Genomic DNA, 16,606 nt, shown 5'->3' on the forward strand with positions numbered 1-16,606 from the left:
CGTCAGTGGCAGGTGATCGTGTTGGTGTCGAGCACGGTGCCGCCGATGTCGACGAACGAGTGCGTGACCGACGTGTCGGTGAAGTCGAGCTTCGACACCCCGTACGCCGTGTTGATGCGCTTGGCGCTGTTCGCCTTGGTGTTGCCGAAGTCGCGCATCTCATGACCGCCCAGACCGCTGACGATCTGGACCGTGCCCGACGAGGATGCCGCACCAGAGGCGTTCATGGCGTTGAAGCGCTCGTAGTCGTGGTCGTGCCCGCTGAGCACGAGTTCGACGTTCGCGTTCGCGAGCATCTTCCACACCGGCTGGCTCGCCGGCTCGTTGCCGTGATCGCCCGAGCTGAACGCCGGGTGGTGCATGTACGCCACGACGCACTGCTTGGTGTTCGACGCGAGGTCGGCCGCGAGCCAGTTGAGCTGCGCCTGGTCGGTGAAGGTGTTCGAGTCCAGGGCGATGAAGTGCCAGTTCGAGTAGTCGTAGCTGTAGTACATCTTGCCCTGGGGCGTCGCACGGTTGCCGAAGTAGTCCCGGTAGGCCTTCGGGTCGAGGTTGTCGTAGTCGTCGTACGTCTCGTGGTTGCCGGGGATCGGCCAGGTGTTGCCCTTGACCGTGCCCCAGGACTTGGCGTAGACGGTCGAGAAATCGCTCGCCTTCGCGTCGTCGTACTGCATGTCGCCGAGGGTGATGTAGAACACCGGGTTGATCGCCTGCGCACGGTCGAACGTCTCGAAGTGCTTGCAGTCGGAGGGGAACTCCCCCGTCACCTTCTTGCCCCGGGTCGTGCAGCCCTGGCCCGCGATGTCGCCGGCGGCGACCACGGTGAAGCCCGTGCCGGGGTTGGGGGTGCTGCCTGCGGTGCCGTAGGCCTCGACCTCGAACAGCGAGTAGCCGTAGGCGGTTCCGCGTGCGGTGCCGTAGATGCGCAGGTAGCGTCCTGTGCCGTTGAGGTTGGTGAACTCGTCGGTGCCGCCGTTGCCCGCGGCCTCGGTGGCGAGGGTGGTCCAGGTGGTGCCGTCGGCGGAGATCTCGACGCGGTACTTGGACGCGTATGCGGCTTCCCACTTCAGGACGACCTTGTTGACCTTCGCGCCGTCACCGAGATCGATGCGGATCCACTGCGGGTCCACGCCTTCGACGCTCGACCAGCGGCTGGTCGCGTTGCCGTCGACCGCCTTCGCCCCGTCGAACTCCGCGCTCTCGACCGAGGAGGTCGTCGCGGGCTTGTTCTTCGAGATGAGGGTGGCCGCCGGGTTCGCCGTGCTGGTCGGTGTCGGGGTCGGCGTCGGAGTGGATGTCTGCGTCGGCGTCGGGGTCGGCGTGGGCGTCGCCGTGGGGGTGCCGCCGCTGGTGAGGGTGTAGGCCTCGACCTCGAACAGGGAGTACCCGTAGGAGGTGCCGCGTGCGGTGCCGTAGATGCGCAGGTAGCGGCCGGTGCCGTTGAGGTTCGTGAACTCGTCGGTGCCGCCGTTGCCCGCAGCCTCCGTGGCGAGGGTGGTCCAGGTGGTGCCGTCGGCGGAGACCTCGACGCGGTACTTGGATGCGTACGCGGCTTCCCACTTCAGGACGACCTTGTCGACCTTGGACCCTGCGCCCAGGTCGATGCGGATCCACTGCGGGTCCACGCCTTCGACGCTCGACCAGCGGCTCGTCGCGTTGCCGTCGACCGCCTTCGCACCCTCGAAGCCCGAGCCCTCGGACGACGAGGTCGTCACGGGCTTGTTCTTCGAGATCAGCGTCGCGGTGCCGGGGTTCTGCGTCGGCGTCGACGTCGGAGTGCTCGTCGGAGTCGGCGTCGGCGTGGTGCCGTCGTCGTTGGGCCAGCGGGGTGTCGGGTCGGTCGGGATGCTGAAGGGGTCGCCGTAGACGGACCAGCTCAGCGGGGTGTTGAGGTTGAGGTTGCCGGCGTTGAGCCAGACACGCTGCGCGTTCTCGATGCGGCTGACGTCCTCGTGCGCGGCCTCCTTCTTCATCTCGACCACGCGGGCGTCGAGGAAGGCGTTGAGGTAAGTGGTCTCGTTGCCGCCGGATGCGGGGGTCGTCGCCTTCTTCTTCGCCTGGGTGCGGATGTCCTCCAGGCCGTCGAAGCCGTGCACGACCGCCGCGTCGTAGTAGGCGAACTGCCCGAGCGGGCCGAGCTTGTCGGAGATCGCGAGGTTGACGGACGGGTCGAAGTACTGGACCTTGGTCTCGTCGCGCTGCGCCCGCTGGAACTCGGGCTTCTTGCCCTCCGCCTTCCAGGCGGTCTCGAACGCGGTGCCGAGTCCGGCGTGCGATTCGGTGCCGTCGACGTTGCGCAGAGCGGAGATGTACTTGGCGAGGGGGTTGTTCGGGTACTTCTTCGTGTAGTTCTCGACGAGCACGAGCATGTCGTGCGTGCCCGAGGTGAAGCCCACGATGCCGCCCGTGTAGCCGCGGCCGTCGTCGATGTCCTCGATGTAGTCGTAGTAGTCGTACCAGTTCAGGTGCGAGTTCTCGGCGGAGGTGATGATCTCCTGCGCGATCTCCCGCTTGACGGGGTCGCGCAGCGAGAGGGGGGTCGCTGCCTGCGCCGAGGTCGCCACGAGCCCGGTGAGGGGTATGACGATCGCGGCTGCCAGCAGCGCGAGCATTGGTCGACGTTGACGCATGGTTCCTCCGATGGGGGTCGGTTCAGAAAGTTAGGAAACATTCTTTACGAAGAGTTATACCCCAGTCGCCTGCCGTGCGCAATGGTCGGATGATTACTTCTTCTCGCGTTCATCGGTCGTCAAGGTCTGTACGATTCGGAGTACCCGACCACGAAACATCGAGGACTCCGTGCCTACTGCCCCGACCGGAACCAGCGTCGTCAGAGCGATCAACGCGCGCGCGGCGCTGCGGCTCCTGCTCGATCTCGGCCCGCTGAGCCGCCCCGAGATCGCCGCCCATCTCGCCGTGTCGAAGCCCACGGCATCCCACCTGCTCATGCAGCTGCGCGACAGCGGCCTGGTCAAGAGCGAGGGCAACCGCGACGGCGCCATCGGACGCGCCGCCGAGCTCTTCAGCGTCAACGAGAAGGCCGCCTACACCGCCGCCGTCGACGTGACGCCCGAGCGCATCGCGACCGTCGTGGTCGACCTCACCGGCAGGAAGGTCGGAGAGTTCGCGCTGCCGACCCCCGAGGGCGACGTCAGCGACCCGACCCTGCAGGTGCACGAGGCGCTCAGCGGCGCGTGCGCCCCGATCGGCGTGGATCCGTCCGACCTGCGCCGCGTCGTCATCGGCATCCAGGGCGCGATCGACCCGACCTCCGACCGCCTGCGCTTCGCGGCGCACCTCCCTGGATGGCAGCGCGCCGGTCTCACCGCCGCCCTGCAGGAGCGCATCGGCGCCCCGGTCGACATCGAGAACGACGTGAACCTCGTCACGATCGCCGAGCGCGCCCACGGCGTCGCGACGGAGAACGACAGCTTCGCGGTGCTCTGGGTCTCGGACGGCATCGGCATGGGTCTGATGTTCGGCGGACGCGTGCACCGTGGCCTCACAGGAGGCGCGGGCGAGATCTCCGACCTGCCGCTCCCCGGGGCGCCGGTCGGCAGCCTGACCAACGAGTTCGGCGCGAGCGGCATGCAGGCTCTCGCCGGCGCACCCGCGCTCGGCCGCGTGCTCGCGGAGCACGGCTTCGACGCGGCCACGCCGGTGGAGGCGGTGGCGGATGCCGTCGCCGCAGACGGCGACGCGGCGTCAGCGGCCCTCGACGAGATCGCCAGCCGACTGGCCCTCGGCTTGTCTGCGGTGGTCGCGATCGTCGACCCCGACCTCATCGTCCTGGCCGGCGACTTCGCCCTTGCAGGCGGGGAGCGTCTGCGCAGCCTGGTGCAGCACCATCTGCACGCCGCCGTCGTCGCACGGCCGCCCGTGCTGCTCTCGGCGCTGGACGAGAACCCGGTTCTCGACGGCGCCCTGCGCCTTGCGCTCGAGCGGGTGCAGGACGAGGTGCTGAGCACCGTGAGCGGCGGCCAGTCGAAGCCTGCGGGCGACGACGACTGACCCGCCGCGTCAGCCCTTGGTCGCTCCGGCGGTCAAGCCGCCGACGATGTACCTCTGCAGGAACAGGAACAGGATCATCACCGGCACGGCCGCCATCACGGCGCCGGCGGAGAAGGCCGACCAGTCCGCGTAGCGGGGGTTCGCGACGAGCTTCGTGAGACCGACGACGAGCGTCTGCTTGTCGACGTCGACGAGCATGATGCTCGCGATCACGTACTCGTTCACCGTGCCGATGAACGACAGCAGGGCGACCACCGCGAGGATCGGCGCCACCAGCGGGAGGATCATCGTGAAGAAGATGCGCGCGTGCCCGGCGCCGTCGATGCGCGCGGCCTCGTCGAGCTCCATCGGCAGCGTGTTGAAGAACCCGTACATCAGGTAGGTGTTCACGCCGAGAGCGCCGCCGAGGTACACGAGGATCAGGCCGGTGTGCGTGTTCAGGCCGATCGCGGGGAACCAGTCCCCCAGCGTGGACATCAGCAGGAAGATCGCGACGACCGCGAGCAGCTGCGGGAACATCTGCACCACGACGATCGTGACGAGGCCGATGCGGCGCCCGGCGAATCGCATGCGTGAGAAGGCATATGCCGCCAGCGCGCCGATGAACACGGTCGATGCGCCCGTAACCACGGCGATGACGAGGGTGTTCAGGAACCACAGGCCGTAGGGGTTCTGCGGATCGCTGAGGATGCGCACGTAGCTGTCGATGCCGATCGCGGAGAACAGCTGGTTGGATCCGGTCAGCGTGCCCTTCGGGTTCAGCGATGCGGAGAACACGTAGAGCAGCGGGAACAGGGCGAAGGCGCTCACCACGATGGCGACGACGTGGCGCCATCCGGTGTCGGCGAACCACGCGCCGAGGCTGCGCTTGCGCGGAGCGAGGATGTCGGTGCTCATGTCAGTTCAGCTCCTCGAGTGCCTTGGTCTTGCGGAAGCTGATGATCGAGATCGTCGCCACCACGATGAAGATGAGGATGGTGAAGGCGGAGGCCAGACCGTAGTCGCGGTTCTGACCGGTGAAGGCCACCTTGTAGACCATCGAGATGAGGATGTCGGTGTGCCCGACCGGGATGCTCACGTCGTCGAAGCGGGGACCGCCCTTGGTGAGCATGTAGATCAGGTTGAAGTTGTTGAAGTTGAACGCGAACGACGAGATCAGCAGCGGCGCCACCGTCACGAGCAGAAGCGGCAGCTTGATGCGCCGGAAGACCTGCCACGGGTTCGCGCCGTCCATCACCGCCGCCTCGTTCACGTCTTCGGGGATGCCCTGCAGGGCGCCCATGCAGACGAGGAACATGTAGGGGAAGCCGAGCCAGAGGTTGACGATCAGCACCGACACCTTGGCGAGGTTCGGGTCGGTGAGCCACGGGATCTCCGCGCCCCCGAAGATGACCTGGTTGATGAAGCCGAAGCTCTCGTTCATCATGCCCGCCCAGACAAGAGCGGAGAGGAACGCGGGGAACGCGTACGGGAGGATCAGGATGATCCGGTAGCCGTTGCGGAACCGCATCCGGGTGTTGTTGAACACGAGCGCGAGAAGAAGACCGAGGAAGAACGTCGACGCCACGGAGACGAGGGCGAACACGAACGTCCAGATCGTGACGGAGATCAGCGGGCCGCGGATGGACTCGTCGGCGACGGCGCGCACGAAGTTGTCGAAGCCGACCGTCGTCTGCCATCCGGGGAGCAGCTCCTCGCCGCTGTCGGAGGTGAACGCGCCGGTGCCGACGTCGGAGTAGACCGTGTCCGTGTCGGTGTCGGTGATGGTGTCGGCATCCGCGTCGTACGCGAGCGTCGAGAAGTACAGATAACCCTTCTGCCCGTCTGGCGCCCGGAGGCTCCCGTCGTTGGGGTCGTCGCTGAACGGCACCGAGAGCTTCTCCAGGACGCTCGAGAGCGTGAAGACCTTGGCGAGAGGGAGCGTGGTCCAGCCGTCGACCGAGACGGCCCTGTCGCCGTCGAACTCCGCGTCGACCTCCTGCAGCGGCTGCTCGGCGGTGCCGAGGAGCGCATCGCCGGAGTCGGGGTCGGTGACCAGGAGGCCGTAGGTGCCGAACTGTTCGACGACGGTCACGGGGTAGGTGGGCGAGTCCTCGACGCGCTCCTGCGCGGAGGCGAGCAGCGAGGAGATCGCCTGGTCCTTGGTGCCGTTGTGACCGGTGCCGTAGTTCGTGAAGCCGATGTACCCGGTGTAGAGCAGCGTGAACACCTGGAAGATGATCAGGAAGATGATGCCGGGCGTGAGGTACTTCGCGGGGATCCGCTTGCGGGAGAAGTAGATCCAGTTGACGAGGACGGCGACCACGACCACGATGCCGAGGATCAGCCATTCCTGGTGCGTGAAGAGCACGTAGGCCGCGTAGAGCGCGATCGCGTCGACGATGGCCAGCAGCAGGATCTTCAGCAGCATCCAGCCGATCGGCGTGGACGCCGCTTCGGCGATCTTCGCGGCCTGACGCTGGCGCTTGGTCGGAGGAGCCGTGGGCTCGGCGGTGTCTGTCATCTCGTCCCCGTCGTGGAGCTGCCGGGGCGGACGGTGACGTCCGCCCCGGCAGGATGGTGCTGGGTGTGTCTTACTTGATGGCCGCGGTCACGTCGTCGACGAGCTTCTGCCACGTCGTCTTCGGGTCTGCGCCGTTGATGATGGCCGCCTCGGCGACGCCCCAGAACTGCCACACCGAGCCCATGGCCGGGATGGCCGGCATCGGGACGGCGTCGGCGCCGACGGCCTGGAAGCCGGCGATGATCGGGTCGGATGCCGCCTCGTCGGCCGCAGCGGTGAGCGCGGGCAGCACGTTGCCGGCCTTGAAGAGCTCGAGCTGGACGTCCTTGGTGCCGAGGTAGTTGACGAGGAAGTCGTTGGCCGCGACCTTGTTCTTGGACTCGGCGCTGACGAAGAAGCCCTTGACGCCGGCGAACGGCGACGCGGTCTCACCGGTGGGGCTGGGGACGGGGTCGATCGCGACGTTGATGCCGGCGTCGACAGCCGCGCCGACGTTCCACGGGCCGGTGAGCCAGAAGGCGGCGGTGCCGTCGAGGAACTGCTGCTTGGCGATCTCGCCGTCGATGTCGGTGTTCAGCGTGCCGGTGCCGTTCTTGCCCTTGGCCGCGAGCCAGTCGGCGAAGGCGAAGCCGCCCTCGCTGCCGAGCTGGAGGTCGGTCGGGTCGTAGCTGCCGGAGTCGTCGGTGCCGAAGACCGGGGCGCCGAACGCCGTCTGGAACGGGTAGAGGTGGTACGGGTTGCCCTCGGCGCCTTGCTCGACGACGAACGTGCCCTTGGAGAGCATGTCGTCGAAGCTCGTCGGAGCCGTGGGGACGAGGTCGGCGTTGCGCAGCACGGCGATGTTCTCGACCGCGTACGGGAGCATGTAGACGGTGCCGTCGTAGGTCGCGGCCTGGAGGGCGACGGGCAGGTAGTCGGATGCCGAGTCGCCGAGCTCCAGCGGGGCGATGACGCCGTTGGTGGAGAGCTCGCCCAGCCAGTCGTGCGCGCCCATGACGACGTCGGGGCCCTTGCCCGTCGGCACCTGCTGAATGAAGTCGTCCTTCATGTCGTCGACGGACTTGCCGACGAGCTTGACCTTGACGCCGGTCTTCTCCTCGTAGGAGTCGGCTGCGCCCTGCAGCGCGTCGACGCGCTCGGAGTCGACCCACACCGTCAGGGTGCTGCCGGCCTCTTCGCCCTTGGACGAGTCGCCGCTGGTACCGGTCGAGCAACCGGCGAGCGTCAGGGTCGAAACGATGGCGATCGCGCCGACGGCAGCGATGCTCCTCTTGTTCACCTTCATTGGTGTGAGCCTCTCTCAGTGCTGTGGCCTGCGGTACTGCAAGCGCTTACAGTATGCACCGGGATCGTCGTGATCCGCAATGAAAAAGTGCGTCGATACCAACCTGTGACCGTGTCGTTGCGCGCTGATCAAGATGAAAGCGCTTCCAACTCCCCTGGAAATGAGGGTGTCGGTAGACTTCTCCCTATGGCTGACAGTTCCTTTGACATCGTCTCGAAAGTGGATCACCAGGAGGCGCAGAACGCGCTCAACCAGGCTCACAAGGAGATCGAACAGCGCTACGACTTCAAGGGCACCGGAGCATCGATCGCGTGGAGCGGCGAGCAGGTGCTGATCATCGCGAACACCGAAGAGCGCGCCAAGGCCGTGCTCGACGTGTTCCAGTCGAAGCTCATCAAGCGCGGCATCTCGCTGAAGAGCCTGGAGTCGGGCGAGCCCTTCGCCAGCGGCAAGGAGTTCCGCATCGTCTCCTCCCTCAAGGACGGCATCTCCTCGGAGAACGCGAAGAAGATCAACAAGATCATCCGCGACGAGGGCCCCAAGGGCGTCAAGAGCCAGATCCAGGGCGACGAGCTGCGCGTGCAGTCCAAGAGCCGCGACGACCTCCAGTCGGTGATCGCGCTCCTCAAGGGCGCCGACCTCGACCTCGACCTGCAGTTCATCAACTACCGGTAGGCACGTGCTCTGAACAGGGGTTTTCCTGAATCAGTCCGCGAGGTGTCCGCAGAATCACTCTCTGCGGACACCTTTCGACCGGTCGAACCCTGTGACGCGCGCACGTATGGTGCGCGCACGGGCCGCGCGCAAGCGAATTCCGATGAGGGGGCTCGAACGTTCGAGGCGCTGACGCGCACGTACGTTAGCCGCGTGCAACCGAGACTGCGCACCTCTTCGCCCAGAACGAAGCCCCGGCCCTCATGGAGGTCACCGGGGCTTCGCTCAACGAGTTCAGTCCTTGCGACGGATACTGACGACCTTCGACGCCGAGTAAGCCAGAACGGTCTCGCCGTCTTCAGCAGCGAACCAGAAGAAGTCGCTTGCAAGGGTGTAGTTCCGTGCCTCGACTTCCAGCTCCGTTGTGTGGTCTTCGTTGATGATGAACTTCGCCATACCCTGTTCCTTCCTCTGCCCGAACCTTGCGCACGGGACAACGACAGCATCCCAGACCCCAGCGACACCGGCACCAGTAGCCTCACGCGACCGCGTCCAGGTGAAACCATGGCCGGATCAGCGCGAAGCGCAACGTTCGACGAGAAACGCGCCTGGCGCGGGCCGCTTGCAGCCGAGTGCGCGAAGTGGTTCGCCCGCATGGTCGAGTATGGGTTGGTCGACAGCCAGGACTGTTCGTCAGTTCTGACGGAAAGCACCGGTGATCGACCATCCACCGATCACGCTCTGACGCTGGACATGCCGGGATCGGTTACCTCGACGCCCTGCGTACGAGGAGTCAGACCGTGCCGCCGCAGTGCAGGGCCAACGACGGCACGGAGCTTGTAGGGCTCGGGAGTGACCGATTCCAGGGCGGCCGAGCTGCGAGATCTCACAAATGTCCGTGCGCAACAAAGGCGTGACCAGGTCCGAAGGTGGCTCGACGAGAATGACGAGTACCGTCTGGATGACGTGACTTACGCGATCTCCGTGATGCAGTTGTCGGCGGCCGATGATCGAGACACAATGACAGGCCTCTGGACCTTGACCGCCCTCGGCGCTGCTCTGTGGGCTATCGTCGCCTCCTTCGGAGCCGAAACGTTGATCGGTCATGTTGCCGGGGTCGTCGTGGTGTTCGCCCTGCTGGGGGCGCTCTGGGCGAGCGGACGAGTCAACCGACGTCAGGACGTCCTTCTGCGCTTGCTTGAACTGGTGGCGCGGGCGCCGCGGCGCACCGTCCGTCCGTGGAGGTTCTCCCGGCAAGGGCAGGTCTACCTCGCGCCAGAAAGGTAAGACGCACGTCATGAGCAGCCTTCGCGGGGAACCTTTGATCCCGCGTTGACCCCTGCCGGGATGGTCCATCCACCGCCCAGGTGGACGATGTAAAATCGTGGTGAACGCGGTAGACAGTCCCCTCGGACAGTCGGGCCGCGTTCTTCATTCATGCGCAGATTCTCGCCATCCGTTGGAAATGCTGAGGCTATCGGCCGTTGATCTCGTCAAGCACGGTCTCAATCAGCTCGGCTGACATTCCTTCGTGACGCTCGACCCAAATGCGCCCGAGCTCATCGTCGGGTGTTGTTGCGATGTCGATGTCGGGCTCAAGGTTGTCGTACATCGTTCTCATGTCCCGATCCAGGGATGAGAGCCCGGCATGGAGCATCGGCCAGCGGACAGCAGAAGTCCGCGCCGCACGAGGCCTAGGGGCGTGAACGGGATGATCGCGCTGCGGGACGCCCAGGTGTGGCATCTGCGGCGCGCAGCGTGACCGCGATGCTTACCTGCCTGGCCTCGAGCTTCGCCCCTCCCGGGCGGCGAGTTCCACGTGTGCGCGAGTATAGGCGGCGTCTCAGGATCTGTCTGTAGGCCGAAGATCCTACAGAGTTAGTCCAGTCGAATTGTTAGCTTCGTTGCGAGGCCCTGAACAGGGGCCAGATCGGAGATAGCGTCATGAACAACAAGAGAATGTGGCGGCGAGTCACAGCGGCAGCCGCCAGCGTCATGCTTGCAGCCGTTGCCGCCAGCGCACTGCCCTCCGCAGCACTCGCAGACACCACGGCTGCAGACGAAGACGCCTACGGCACCTCAGAGGCAGCGATGGTCGCTGTCTGGACCGAGTACGACGTGCCGGCCGCAACGCAGGATCAACTCCTCGCCAAGCTGGACCAGGGCACGCCTCTGGACTCCATGCTCGGGCTGGCTCCTGTTTCGCAGGAGGAGCATTCGGAAGGCGCCAAGCAGGTCACCGTGTCGCGGTTCTCCGACGGCTCGGTCGCGGTCAGCTCGATCGCCCCTGACTCGTCCAGCCTCGCACGCAGCGTCGACGGGTGCACGACGGTGGCCACCACCTACGCAACGAACTGCAAGGTGTACGGCTGGCTTGGCCCGGTCGAGATGTCGTTCCGGTCTTCCTACACCAAGAACGACCGGCACGCGAGCGTGTACAACTGGGGGCAGACGACGTGGGGATGCGGGCCGGGGACCTGCTCTGAGCCCGTCTTCGAGCTCGTCCGTCAGTACCAGTCGGGCGAAAGCGCCGCTCAGATCAACCTGAAGACGAACTACAACTTCGCGACTGGCAACACGAGCGTCACGCTCAGCCTGTTCGTCAAGGACCGCACGGCCTGGTCGAACTAAGCTGACGATCATGATCGGCCTTTCCGCTTTCCATGTCCTCCTGATCATCGCCTTCGCCGTCGTAGTCATCGCACTGGACGTCCTGGCTCTGATCAGAATCGTGCGGTTGCGTGAAGGGGTCACAGGGCGGGTCATCCTATGGGTCCTACTCATCCTGCTGCTCCCAGTAGTCGGCGCAATCGCAGTGCTCATAGCTGCACCCAAGGCCCCTAGCAGAGACTCTGCCTAAACAGGGAAGAGAAAGACCCCCACCGCCGGAAAGGCGGGTGGGGGTCTTTCTACGTTCCAAGGCTACCTGTCACGCACAGGCAACCGCTGCCACCCGCCGTGCACTTTGGCTTGGAGCTCGGGCACGTCGTCGGCCTCGACCCCGCGGACGTCGTCACGGCGCTGGTAGGTGCCGGTGGTCTTGATCAGCGCGGAACCTTTGATCGTCTCGGTCGTCGCGGTGATGAACTCGAGCCCGGTGGGGCGGAGCGCTCCTACTTGCTGCTGCGTATCTTCGCGAGACGGGCCGGTGACGTCGGCGTCTGGGAGCCTCGTGGGCGGATCATCCCGACGAGTACGTCGATATCCCTACAGAGCGGTGGCGAGGTAAGCCAGTTCGCTGGTGTCGCGTCGCAGATCCGTTGACCCGCAGATGCTTTCCCTCGCCCGTGTGGAGCTTTCCGACCTTCAGGTCAGCGATCGGAATGGATTCGGCACCGCTGATAGGTCCTGAGGACATGAAGTCATCGGTGATCGCGATCGAGTCGGGGTATCGGTTCGCGATGTTGATTGCCCGTTCGATGAACATGCGCGACGTTTGATCAGGGAGGGAGTGGAAACGACTCTTCGCTCCCACCATGGTCATCACAATGGCCGCAACACGCGCACATGAATCCACTCGAACGATCCCGCATCACAGCCCCGCCGTTCGGACAGCGAGGCTGATAGAAATCCAACTTAAGGACCAAACTTGCCCGATACCCCCTTCACCTATCCGACGAAGGGCGCTGACCTCGACCTCGACCTGCAGTTCATCAACTACCGCTGACGCGCAGACGACACCGGCCGGATGTCGAGGGGTGAGCCCCGGCATCCGGCCGTTCTCGTGCGCGCGAAGAGCGCGCGGGATTCAGCCGCTCGTGCCGCTGCCGCCGTCCTCGGTCGACCCGGTGCCGCCGCCGTCCGTCGACCCGGTGCCGCCGTTGTCCGTCGAACCGCCGCGCGGCCCGTTCTGCTGACCCCCCTGTCCGCCGGAGCCGCCTCCTCCAGGACCGCCTCGGCCGTCCTCCGACCCGCCAGGGCGTTCGCCGGGGCCGGACACTCCGCCGGGCCCGAAGCCGCCCTGGGAGTGGGAGTGGGCGACGCCGGAGATCGCCCAGCCCGCCCCGAACCCGATGCCGAGCAGAAGGATGCCGGAGAGCACGGCGACGAGGATGAGGAGCCCGTTGCGTCGAGCCGCGGGTGGAGCGGCCACCGCGACCGGCGCGCCCGCCGGGGCCGCTGCGGCCGGGGCGTAGGACGCCGCCGGTGGCGGCGCGGAGGCCGTCGGCGTCAGGGGCACGGTCTCCTGCTCGGGCGATGTGGCCGCGGAATCGGAGCCGAGGTGTGCGGACGCCTCGGCATCCGCACCTGATGAACCGGTGCTGTTGTCTGAGTTCTTGGACATGACGCCACTGTCGCCGCCCGCCCCCAAGACAGGACCAAGAATCGGCCCCGTCCGGCGGATTCATAGCCCGGTGATCAGAAAGCCTCAGCCCTTCCGCGCATCCGTGGCGGTCGCTGCGGGGAGCGAGAGCAGGAAGGTGGTGCCAGACGCCGAGGTCTCCTCGACCGCGACCGTGCCGCCGAACCGGTGGGCGAGGTCACGGACCAGGGCGAGCCCGAGTCCGAAACCGCGGCGTCCGCTGCTGTCCCCCGCGCCCTCCGCTCGCGCGAACCGGTCGAAGACGTGCTCGGGGTCGATGCCGCGGATCCCCGGGCCGTGGTCGACGACCCTGATGTCGACGCGCCGCCCCACGACGACCGCCGATACCTCGACGGTCGAGCCCCTCGGCGCGAAGCGCAGGGCGTTGTCGAGCAGTGCCGTCAGCGCTCGCTGCAGGGCGACGGCGTCCGCCGCGACCACGAGCCCGTCCGCGACCTCGACCGCCACGGAGACGTCGGCCTCCGCGGCACGCGGGGCGAGGACGGAGGCCGCCTCGCGCGCGGCGGCCCCGACGGAAGCGGCGGCGTGCGCATCGGCCCCGGTCGTGCCGGCGGACTCCGCGGTGACCAGCAGATCGGTCAGCACGGCATCCATCACCGCCGCATCGCGACGCAGATCCGCGAGGGCGCCGCCGACGTCGCCCCCGCGTGCGGCGCGGTGCTCGGCGAGCTGGATCCGACTGGTGAGGGTGGTGAGCGGAGTGCGCAGCTCGTGGCTGGCGTCGGCCACGAAAGAGCGCTGCACCTCGAGAGCTGCGGCCAGCGGCTGGGCCGCCTGGCGCGCGAGATACCAGGACGTCGCGCCGAGGGCGATGATGCCGAGCAGACCCACGGCGACGGCGATCGGAATCGCCGTGCCGAGCTCGATCACGCGCCCCGGCGGTCGTCCCCCACCGGGACCGGGGCCCTCCGGCGGGTGCTCCGGGCGCGACGACGCCGACAGCGCGGCGATCGTCACGACGCTGAGCAGCGTGACGACCACGGCGGATGCCGCCGCCACCCACACTCCGGCTCGGAGCGCCGCACGCTGCACCCTGCGGCGGTCGGCACGGATCGCGGCATCCGTCCGCCCGCTCATCGGGGAGTCCCCGTCCGGTAGCCGCGAGCGCGCACCGTGTCGATGATCTCGGGGGTCGACTTGCGGCGGACGTAGTGGACGTATGCGTCGACCGTCGCCGCCGCACCACCGGGGAACACGCTGTCGAGGATCTCCTCCCTGGAGAACACGTGCTCGGGGCTCGAGGTGAGCAGCTCGAGGAGCTCGGTCTCTGCCGAAGTGAGCGGGATCCTCTCGCCCGCGGGCGAGTACAGTGCCTGGGCGACCGGGGTGAAGAGCCAGTCGCCGATCTCCCTGCGGTCGCCGACGCCCCTGCCGCGGATCAGCGCACGCAGTCGCGCGCGCAGCTCGGCGAAGTCGAACGGCTTCACGAGGTAGTCGTCGGCTCCGGCATCGAGGCCGGAGACGCGATCTTCGACCGCTCCGAGCGCGGTGAGCATGAGCACAGGGGTCGCCAGCCGCGCGGTCCGGATGGCGCGGATCAGCTCGATGCCGCTCATGCCGGGGAGCCGTCGATCGACGACGATCACGTCGTAACGACGGGCGAGAACCATCCGGAGCCCGGCCTCGCCGTCTGCCGCATGATCGACGACGAAGTCGTCGGAGAGCACCTCGACGGCGATCTCGGCGATGTCGGGCTCGTCTTCGACGTAGAGCAGCCGCGCCCGCCCCACGGGCTGACCGTCACGTGAGTTCGACACGCTCCCAGTATGCTCCGCTGCGCCTATGGAGGGATCCCAGCGATCGCATACTGATATACGGGTTTAGTTGCTCAAGACTGGAAGCTGTCGCATCCGGAAGCGACGAACGATGTTCGCGTGCACGACGCGCTGCCGATCTCGGATTCGCGTTCTCGGGATCGCGGATCCTGCCCTGTGGGGACCGGGCACCCGACAGCTCCGTGCATGCCCATCGCCTGTGGTCGGCGGGCGTCCCTAACGCCCGCCGACCACAGAAATGATTTTTACGAAATATCAGGGGAAAACCCGCGCGCAGACGTAATCCGAGCGCCTGCGCGTGGAGTGTTGGCATCCGGCCGCAGTTCGTGATGTAGTTGCCCTCCGGGCACATCATGGGGGCGTCCGGGATCTGGACATGCAACTGGGGGCAATCCATGAACGGAAAGCGTTCGAACAGCACCATCGGCGAGAGCAAGCAGCTGCTCGCTGAAGAGGTGTTCCAATACATAGCGACGCAGATCGTCAACGGCGATCTGGCACCGGGGCACCGCATCCGCGACGTGGAGGTCGCCGACGAGCTCCATGTGTCGCGCACACCGGTGCGTGAAGCACTGCAGCGCCTCGAGCGCCTAGGCCTGGTGACGATGTACCCGAGCAGGTACACGGAGGTCACCGCGGTCACACCCGAGATCGTGGCGCAGACCCTCGAGTTCGCCGGGTACCAGGCGGGCGTCGCGGCGCGCATGGGCGTCGCGCGCATGACCGAGGTGGAGCGCGAGCACGTGGCCGGCCTCATCGAGAAGATGTACGAGGCGCAGGAGCCGCGCAGCATCTCCGAGTCGCGGTGGGCGGTGTTCTCCTACCTCAGCGATCGCAGTGCCAACGCTCAGCACCGCGCGCTGATCCAGGACACGGGCATGGCACTGTTCCGCAACCTTCGGGACTGGCAGATCCCCCAGGAGGACGAGGAGCGGATGCAGCAGGTCTACCGCGACTTCCGCGACGCCGTGCTGAGCGCCGACGGCGACAGGGCCGAGCAGCTCACCCGCGCGATGCACTACGTCTGAGCCGCTGCCCACCCGCTGACCCAGCGGCCGAGACGCCGGTACGCGTCCTCGCGCGCCTCATGACGCGAGAGGAAGACGTCGTGCAGGGCGCCGTCGATGCGCTCGACGGTGACCGACGGGCCGAGCTTCAGCGCCGCGCGGGCGATGTCGTCGACGACGAGCACCGTATCGGCCCGCGTGAGGTCGTCCGACCACCTGGTCGGAGTCGCGGACCGCGCCGAGAGCAGCACGCAGACCGGCTCCGCGATCGTCAGGCCGGCGGCCACGGTCGTGTGCCCCCGGAGGATCGCGTGGAACCACCCCGCGTGCACCGCCATGGTCTGCACGGGGCGCCAGTCGAGGTTCACCTCGACCGGGTCGTCGGGATCGGCGACCTCCTGCTGCGCACGGGTGTAGAAGCCGAGGTCGACCTGGGGAGCCACCTCGCGGGGAGCCCACCGCGCCTGCAGCTCCGCCACGGGGGCGATCAGCGGGCGCACGGAGGCCACCTGGAACTCCAGCCAGGGACTGTTCAGGATGACGGCATCCGCACTCCCCTGGTGACGTGAGGCCCACAGGCTCAGCGTCAGCCCACCCGTCGAGTGCCCGAACAGCACCAGGCGACGTGCGGATGCCGCGCCATCCGCGCCGCGACCCATCGCGTCGAGAGCGGCGGCGATGTCCTCGTCGTAGGTCGCGAGATCTGTGATGTATCCGGGCGTCTGTCCGGGTCGCAGACTGCGGCCGTACTTGCGCAGGTCGAGCGCGTAGAACCGCGCACCCCGCGCCGTCCAGAACCGCGCGAGGCGCTTCTGGAAGAAGTAGTCCGACCACCCGTGCACGTAGAGCACGTCCACGTCCTCCAGCGGACGGCGGCGTCCGAGCAACCGCTCCCACCACCCCGCCTCGATCGGCAGCGCTCTCACCAGGGTCGCGACGACCGGCCCCTCGTCGTCGTCGCCGAGTTCGAGCGTCAGCTGCGCGAACTCCTCTCCGAGGACGTCGGGAATCCAGTCAGCCATGCCGCCAGGCTAGCCGACCGCGATC

The 16,606-nt window shown here is 67.0% G+C and carries 17 protein-coding genes; 7 read left to right on the forward strand and 10 right to left on the reverse strand.

The annotated features are described in order from the left end of the window. Positions 1 to 2: 2 nt before the first annotated feature. Entirely contained in the window at positions 3 to 2,612 is a 2,610-nt protein-coding gene (locus CQ047_RS07245) for a chitosanase (protein WP_105673729.1), read from the reverse strand. 187 nt (positions 2,613 to 2,799) lie between these two features. Between CQ047_RS07245 and CQ047_RS07250 the strand changes: the two genes are divergently transcribed. Further along, positions 2,800 to 4,011: an ROK family transcriptional regulator gene (locus CQ047_RS07250; RefSeq protein ID WP_105673731.1), complete on the forward strand. Its 1,212-nt coding sequence runs from the start codon at positions 2,800 to 2,802 to the stop codon at positions 4,009 to 4,011. A 9-nt stretch (positions 4,012 to 4,020) separates the two neighbouring features. On the opposite strand, the gene CQ047_RS07255 is transcribed toward CQ047_RS07250, so the two are convergent. The 3 genes from CQ047_RS07255 to CQ047_RS07265 form a co-directional block, all read right to left on the reverse strand. After that, the gene (locus CQ047_RS07255; protein WP_105673732.1) at positions 4,021 to 4,908 is read right to left on the reverse strand and encodes a sugar ABC transporter permease; all 888 of its coding nucleotides are present in this window, start codon (positions 4,906 to 4,908) and stop codon (positions 4,021 to 4,023) included. A gap of 1 nt (position 4,909) precedes the next feature. Next, complete coding sequence (locus CQ047_RS07260) at positions 4,910 to 6,514, reverse strand: ABC transporter permease subunit (RefSeq protein ID WP_105673734.1); 1,605 nt, start codon at positions 6,512 to 6,514, stop codon at positions 4,910 to 4,912. Between the two features lie 70 nt (positions 6,515 to 6,584). Continuing rightward, positions 6,585 to 7,799, reverse strand: coding sequence for a maltose ABC transporter substrate-binding protein (locus tag CQ047_RS07265; RefSeq protein WP_105673736.1), 1,215 nt, complete (start codon positions 7,797 to 7,799; stop codon positions 6,585 to 6,587). A 186-nt stretch (positions 7,800 to 7,985) separates the two neighbouring features. On the opposite strand from CQ047_RS07265, the gene CQ047_RS07270 reads away from it, so the two are divergent. Next, the gene (locus CQ047_RS07270) at positions 7,986 to 8,474 is read left to right on the forward strand and encodes a YajQ family cyclic di-GMP-binding protein (protein ID WP_105673738.1); all 489 of its coding nucleotides are present in this window, start codon (positions 7,986 to 7,988) and stop codon (positions 8,472 to 8,474) included. Positions 8,475 to 8,747: 273 nt separating this feature from the next. Here the strand turns inward: CQ047_RS07270 and CQ047_RS18825 are convergent, their stop codons facing one another. Next, positions 8,748 to 8,909: a hypothetical protein gene (locus CQ047_RS18825; protein WP_181155860.1), complete on the reverse strand. Its 162-nt coding sequence runs from the start codon at positions 8,907 to 8,909 to the stop codon at positions 8,748 to 8,750. A 108-nt stretch (positions 8,910 to 9,017) separates the two neighbouring features. Between CQ047_RS18825 and CQ047_RS19215 the strand changes: the two genes are divergently transcribed. After that, positions 9,018 to 9,296, forward strand: a complete 279-nt coding sequence (locus CQ047_RS19215) for an antA/AntB antirepressor family protein (RefSeq protein ID WP_146114279.1) — start codon at positions 9,018 to 9,020, stop codon at positions 9,294 to 9,296. Positions 9,297 to 9,305: 9 nt separating this feature from the next. After that, positions 9,306 to 9,740, forward strand: a complete 435-nt coding sequence (locus tag CQ047_RS07275) for a hypothetical protein (RefSeq protein WP_105673740.1) — start codon at positions 9,306 to 9,308, stop codon at positions 9,738 to 9,740. A gap of 187 nt (positions 9,741 to 9,927) precedes the next feature. Here the strand turns inward: CQ047_RS07275 and CQ047_RS18830 are convergent, their stop codons facing one another. Beyond that, positions 9,928 to 10,065, reverse strand: a complete 138-nt coding sequence (locus CQ047_RS18830; protein WP_181155861.1) for a hypothetical protein — start codon at positions 10,063 to 10,065, stop codon at positions 9,928 to 9,930. Between the two features lie 332 nt (positions 10,066 to 10,397). On the opposite strand from CQ047_RS18830, the gene CQ047_RS07280 reads away from it, so the two are divergent. Both CQ047_RS07280 and CQ047_RS19220 read left to right on the forward strand, forming a co-directional pair. Beyond that, positions 10,398 to 11,084, forward strand: coding sequence for a hypothetical protein (locus tag CQ047_RS07280; protein WP_146114280.1), 687 nt, complete (start codon positions 10,398 to 10,400; stop codon positions 11,082 to 11,084). Positions 11,085 to 11,094: 10 nt separating this feature from the next. Next, the gene (locus CQ047_RS19220; RefSeq protein ID WP_105673744.1) at positions 11,095 to 11,313 is read left to right on the forward strand and encodes a PLDc N-terminal domain-containing protein; all 219 of its coding nucleotides are present in this window, start codon (positions 11,095 to 11,097) and stop codon (positions 11,311 to 11,313) included. Between the two features lie 888 nt (positions 11,314 to 12,201). On the opposite strand, the gene CQ047_RS07295 is transcribed toward CQ047_RS19220, so the two are convergent. The 3 genes from CQ047_RS07295 to CQ047_RS07305 all read right to left on the reverse strand — a co-directional run bounded on the left by CQ047_RS07295 (position 12,202) and on the right by CQ047_RS07305 (position 14,534). Then, on the reverse strand, positions 12,202 to 12,738 hold the full coding sequence (locus CQ047_RS07295; RefSeq protein WP_105673748.1) for a hypothetical protein: 537 nt from the start codon (positions 12,736 to 12,738) through the stop codon (positions 12,202 to 12,204). Between the two features lie 84 nt (positions 12,739 to 12,822). Then, on the reverse strand, positions 12,823 to 13,854 hold the full coding sequence (locus tag CQ047_RS07300) for a sensor histidine kinase KdpD (RefSeq protein WP_105673750.1): 1,032 nt from the start codon (positions 13,852 to 13,854) through the stop codon (positions 12,823 to 12,825). Further along, complete coding sequence (locus CQ047_RS07305; RefSeq protein WP_181155862.1) at positions 13,851 to 14,534, reverse strand: response regulator transcription factor; 684 nt, start codon at positions 14,532 to 14,534, stop codon at positions 13,851 to 13,853. The genes CQ047_RS07300 and CQ047_RS07305 overlap by 4 nt, the downstream gene beginning before the upstream one ends. A 413-nt stretch (positions 14,535 to 14,947) precedes the next feature. On the opposite strand from CQ047_RS07305, the gene CQ047_RS07310 reads away from it, so the two are divergent. Further along, positions 14,948 to 15,580: a GntR family transcriptional regulator gene (locus CQ047_RS07310; RefSeq protein ID WP_105673752.1), complete on the forward strand. Its 633-nt coding sequence runs from the start codon at positions 14,948 to 14,950 to the stop codon at positions 15,578 to 15,580. On the opposite strand, the gene CQ047_RS07315 is transcribed toward CQ047_RS07310, so the two are convergent. Continuing rightward, the gene (locus CQ047_RS07315) at positions 15,571 to 16,581 is read right to left on the reverse strand and encodes an alpha/beta hydrolase (RefSeq protein WP_105673754.1); all 1,011 of its coding nucleotides are present in this window, start codon (positions 16,579 to 16,581) and stop codon (positions 15,571 to 15,573) included. The two genes, CQ047_RS07310 and CQ047_RS07315, sit on opposite strands and share 10 nt — an antisense overlap. Between the last annotated feature and the right edge of the window lie 25 nt (positions 16,582 to 16,606).

The sequence above is a fragment of the Microbacterium sp. MYb72 genome (assembly GCF_002979415.1).
Classification (GTDB): Bacteria; Actinomycetota; Actinomycetes; order Actinomycetales; family Microbacteriaceae; genus Microbacterium; species Microbacterium natoriense.

Bases quoted from the DNA above. Each gene is read 5' to 3' on its own strand.
- CQ047_RS07245 (WP_105673729.1), bottom strand. From the start codon at position 2,612: ATGCTCGCGCTGCTGGCAGCCGCGATCGTCATACCCCTCACCGGGCTC.
- CQ047_RS07255 (WP_105673732.1), bottom strand. From the start codon at position 4,908: ATGAGCACCGACATCCTCGCTCCGCGCAAGCGCAGCCTCGGCGCGTGG.
- CQ047_RS07260 (WP_105673734.1), bottom strand. From the start codon at position 6,514: ATGACAGACACCGCCGAGCCCACGGCTCCTCCGACCAAGCGCCAGCGT.
- CQ047_RS07265 (WP_105673736.1), bottom strand. From the start codon at position 7,799: ATGAAGGTGAACAAGAGGAGCATCGCTGCCGTCGGCGCGATCGCCATC.
- CQ047_RS07270 (WP_105673738.1), top strand. From the start codon at position 7,986: ATGGCTGACAGTTCCTTTGACATCGTCTCGAAAGTGGATCACCAGGAG.
- CQ047_RS18825 (WP_181155860.1), bottom strand. From the start codon at position 8,909: ATGGCGAAGTTCATCATCAACGAAGACCACACAACGGAGCTGGAAGTC.
- CQ047_RS19215 (WP_146114279.1), top strand. From the start codon at position 9,018: ATGGCCGGATCAGCGCGAAGCGCAACGTTCGACGAGAAACGCGCCTGG.
- CQ047_RS18830 (WP_181155861.1), bottom strand. From the start codon at position 10,065: ATGTACGACAACCTTGAGCCCGACATCGACATCGCAACAACACCCGAC.
- CQ047_RS07280 (WP_146114280.1), top strand. From the start codon at position 10,398: ATGAACAACAAGAGAATGTGGCGGCGAGTCACAGCGGCAGCCGCCAGC.
- CQ047_RS19220 (WP_105673744.1), top strand. From the start codon at position 11,095: ATGATCGGCCTTTCCGCTTTCCATGTCCTCCTGATCATCGCCTTCGCC.
- CQ047_RS07295 (WP_105673748.1), bottom strand. From the start codon at position 12,738: ATGTCCAAGAACTCAGACAACAGCACCGGTTCATCAGGTGCGGATGCC.
- CQ047_RS07300 (WP_105673750.1), bottom strand. From the start codon at position 13,854: ATGAGCGGGCGGACGGATGCCGCGATCCGTGCCGACCGCCGCAGGGTG.
- CQ047_RS07310 (WP_105673752.1), top strand. From the start codon at position 14,948: ATGAACGGAAAGCGTTCGAACAGCACCATCGGCGAGAGCAAGCAGCTG.
- CQ047_RS07315 (WP_105673754.1), bottom strand. From the start codon at position 16,581: ATGGCTGACTGGATTCCCGACGTCCTCGGAGAGGAGTTCGCGCAGCTG.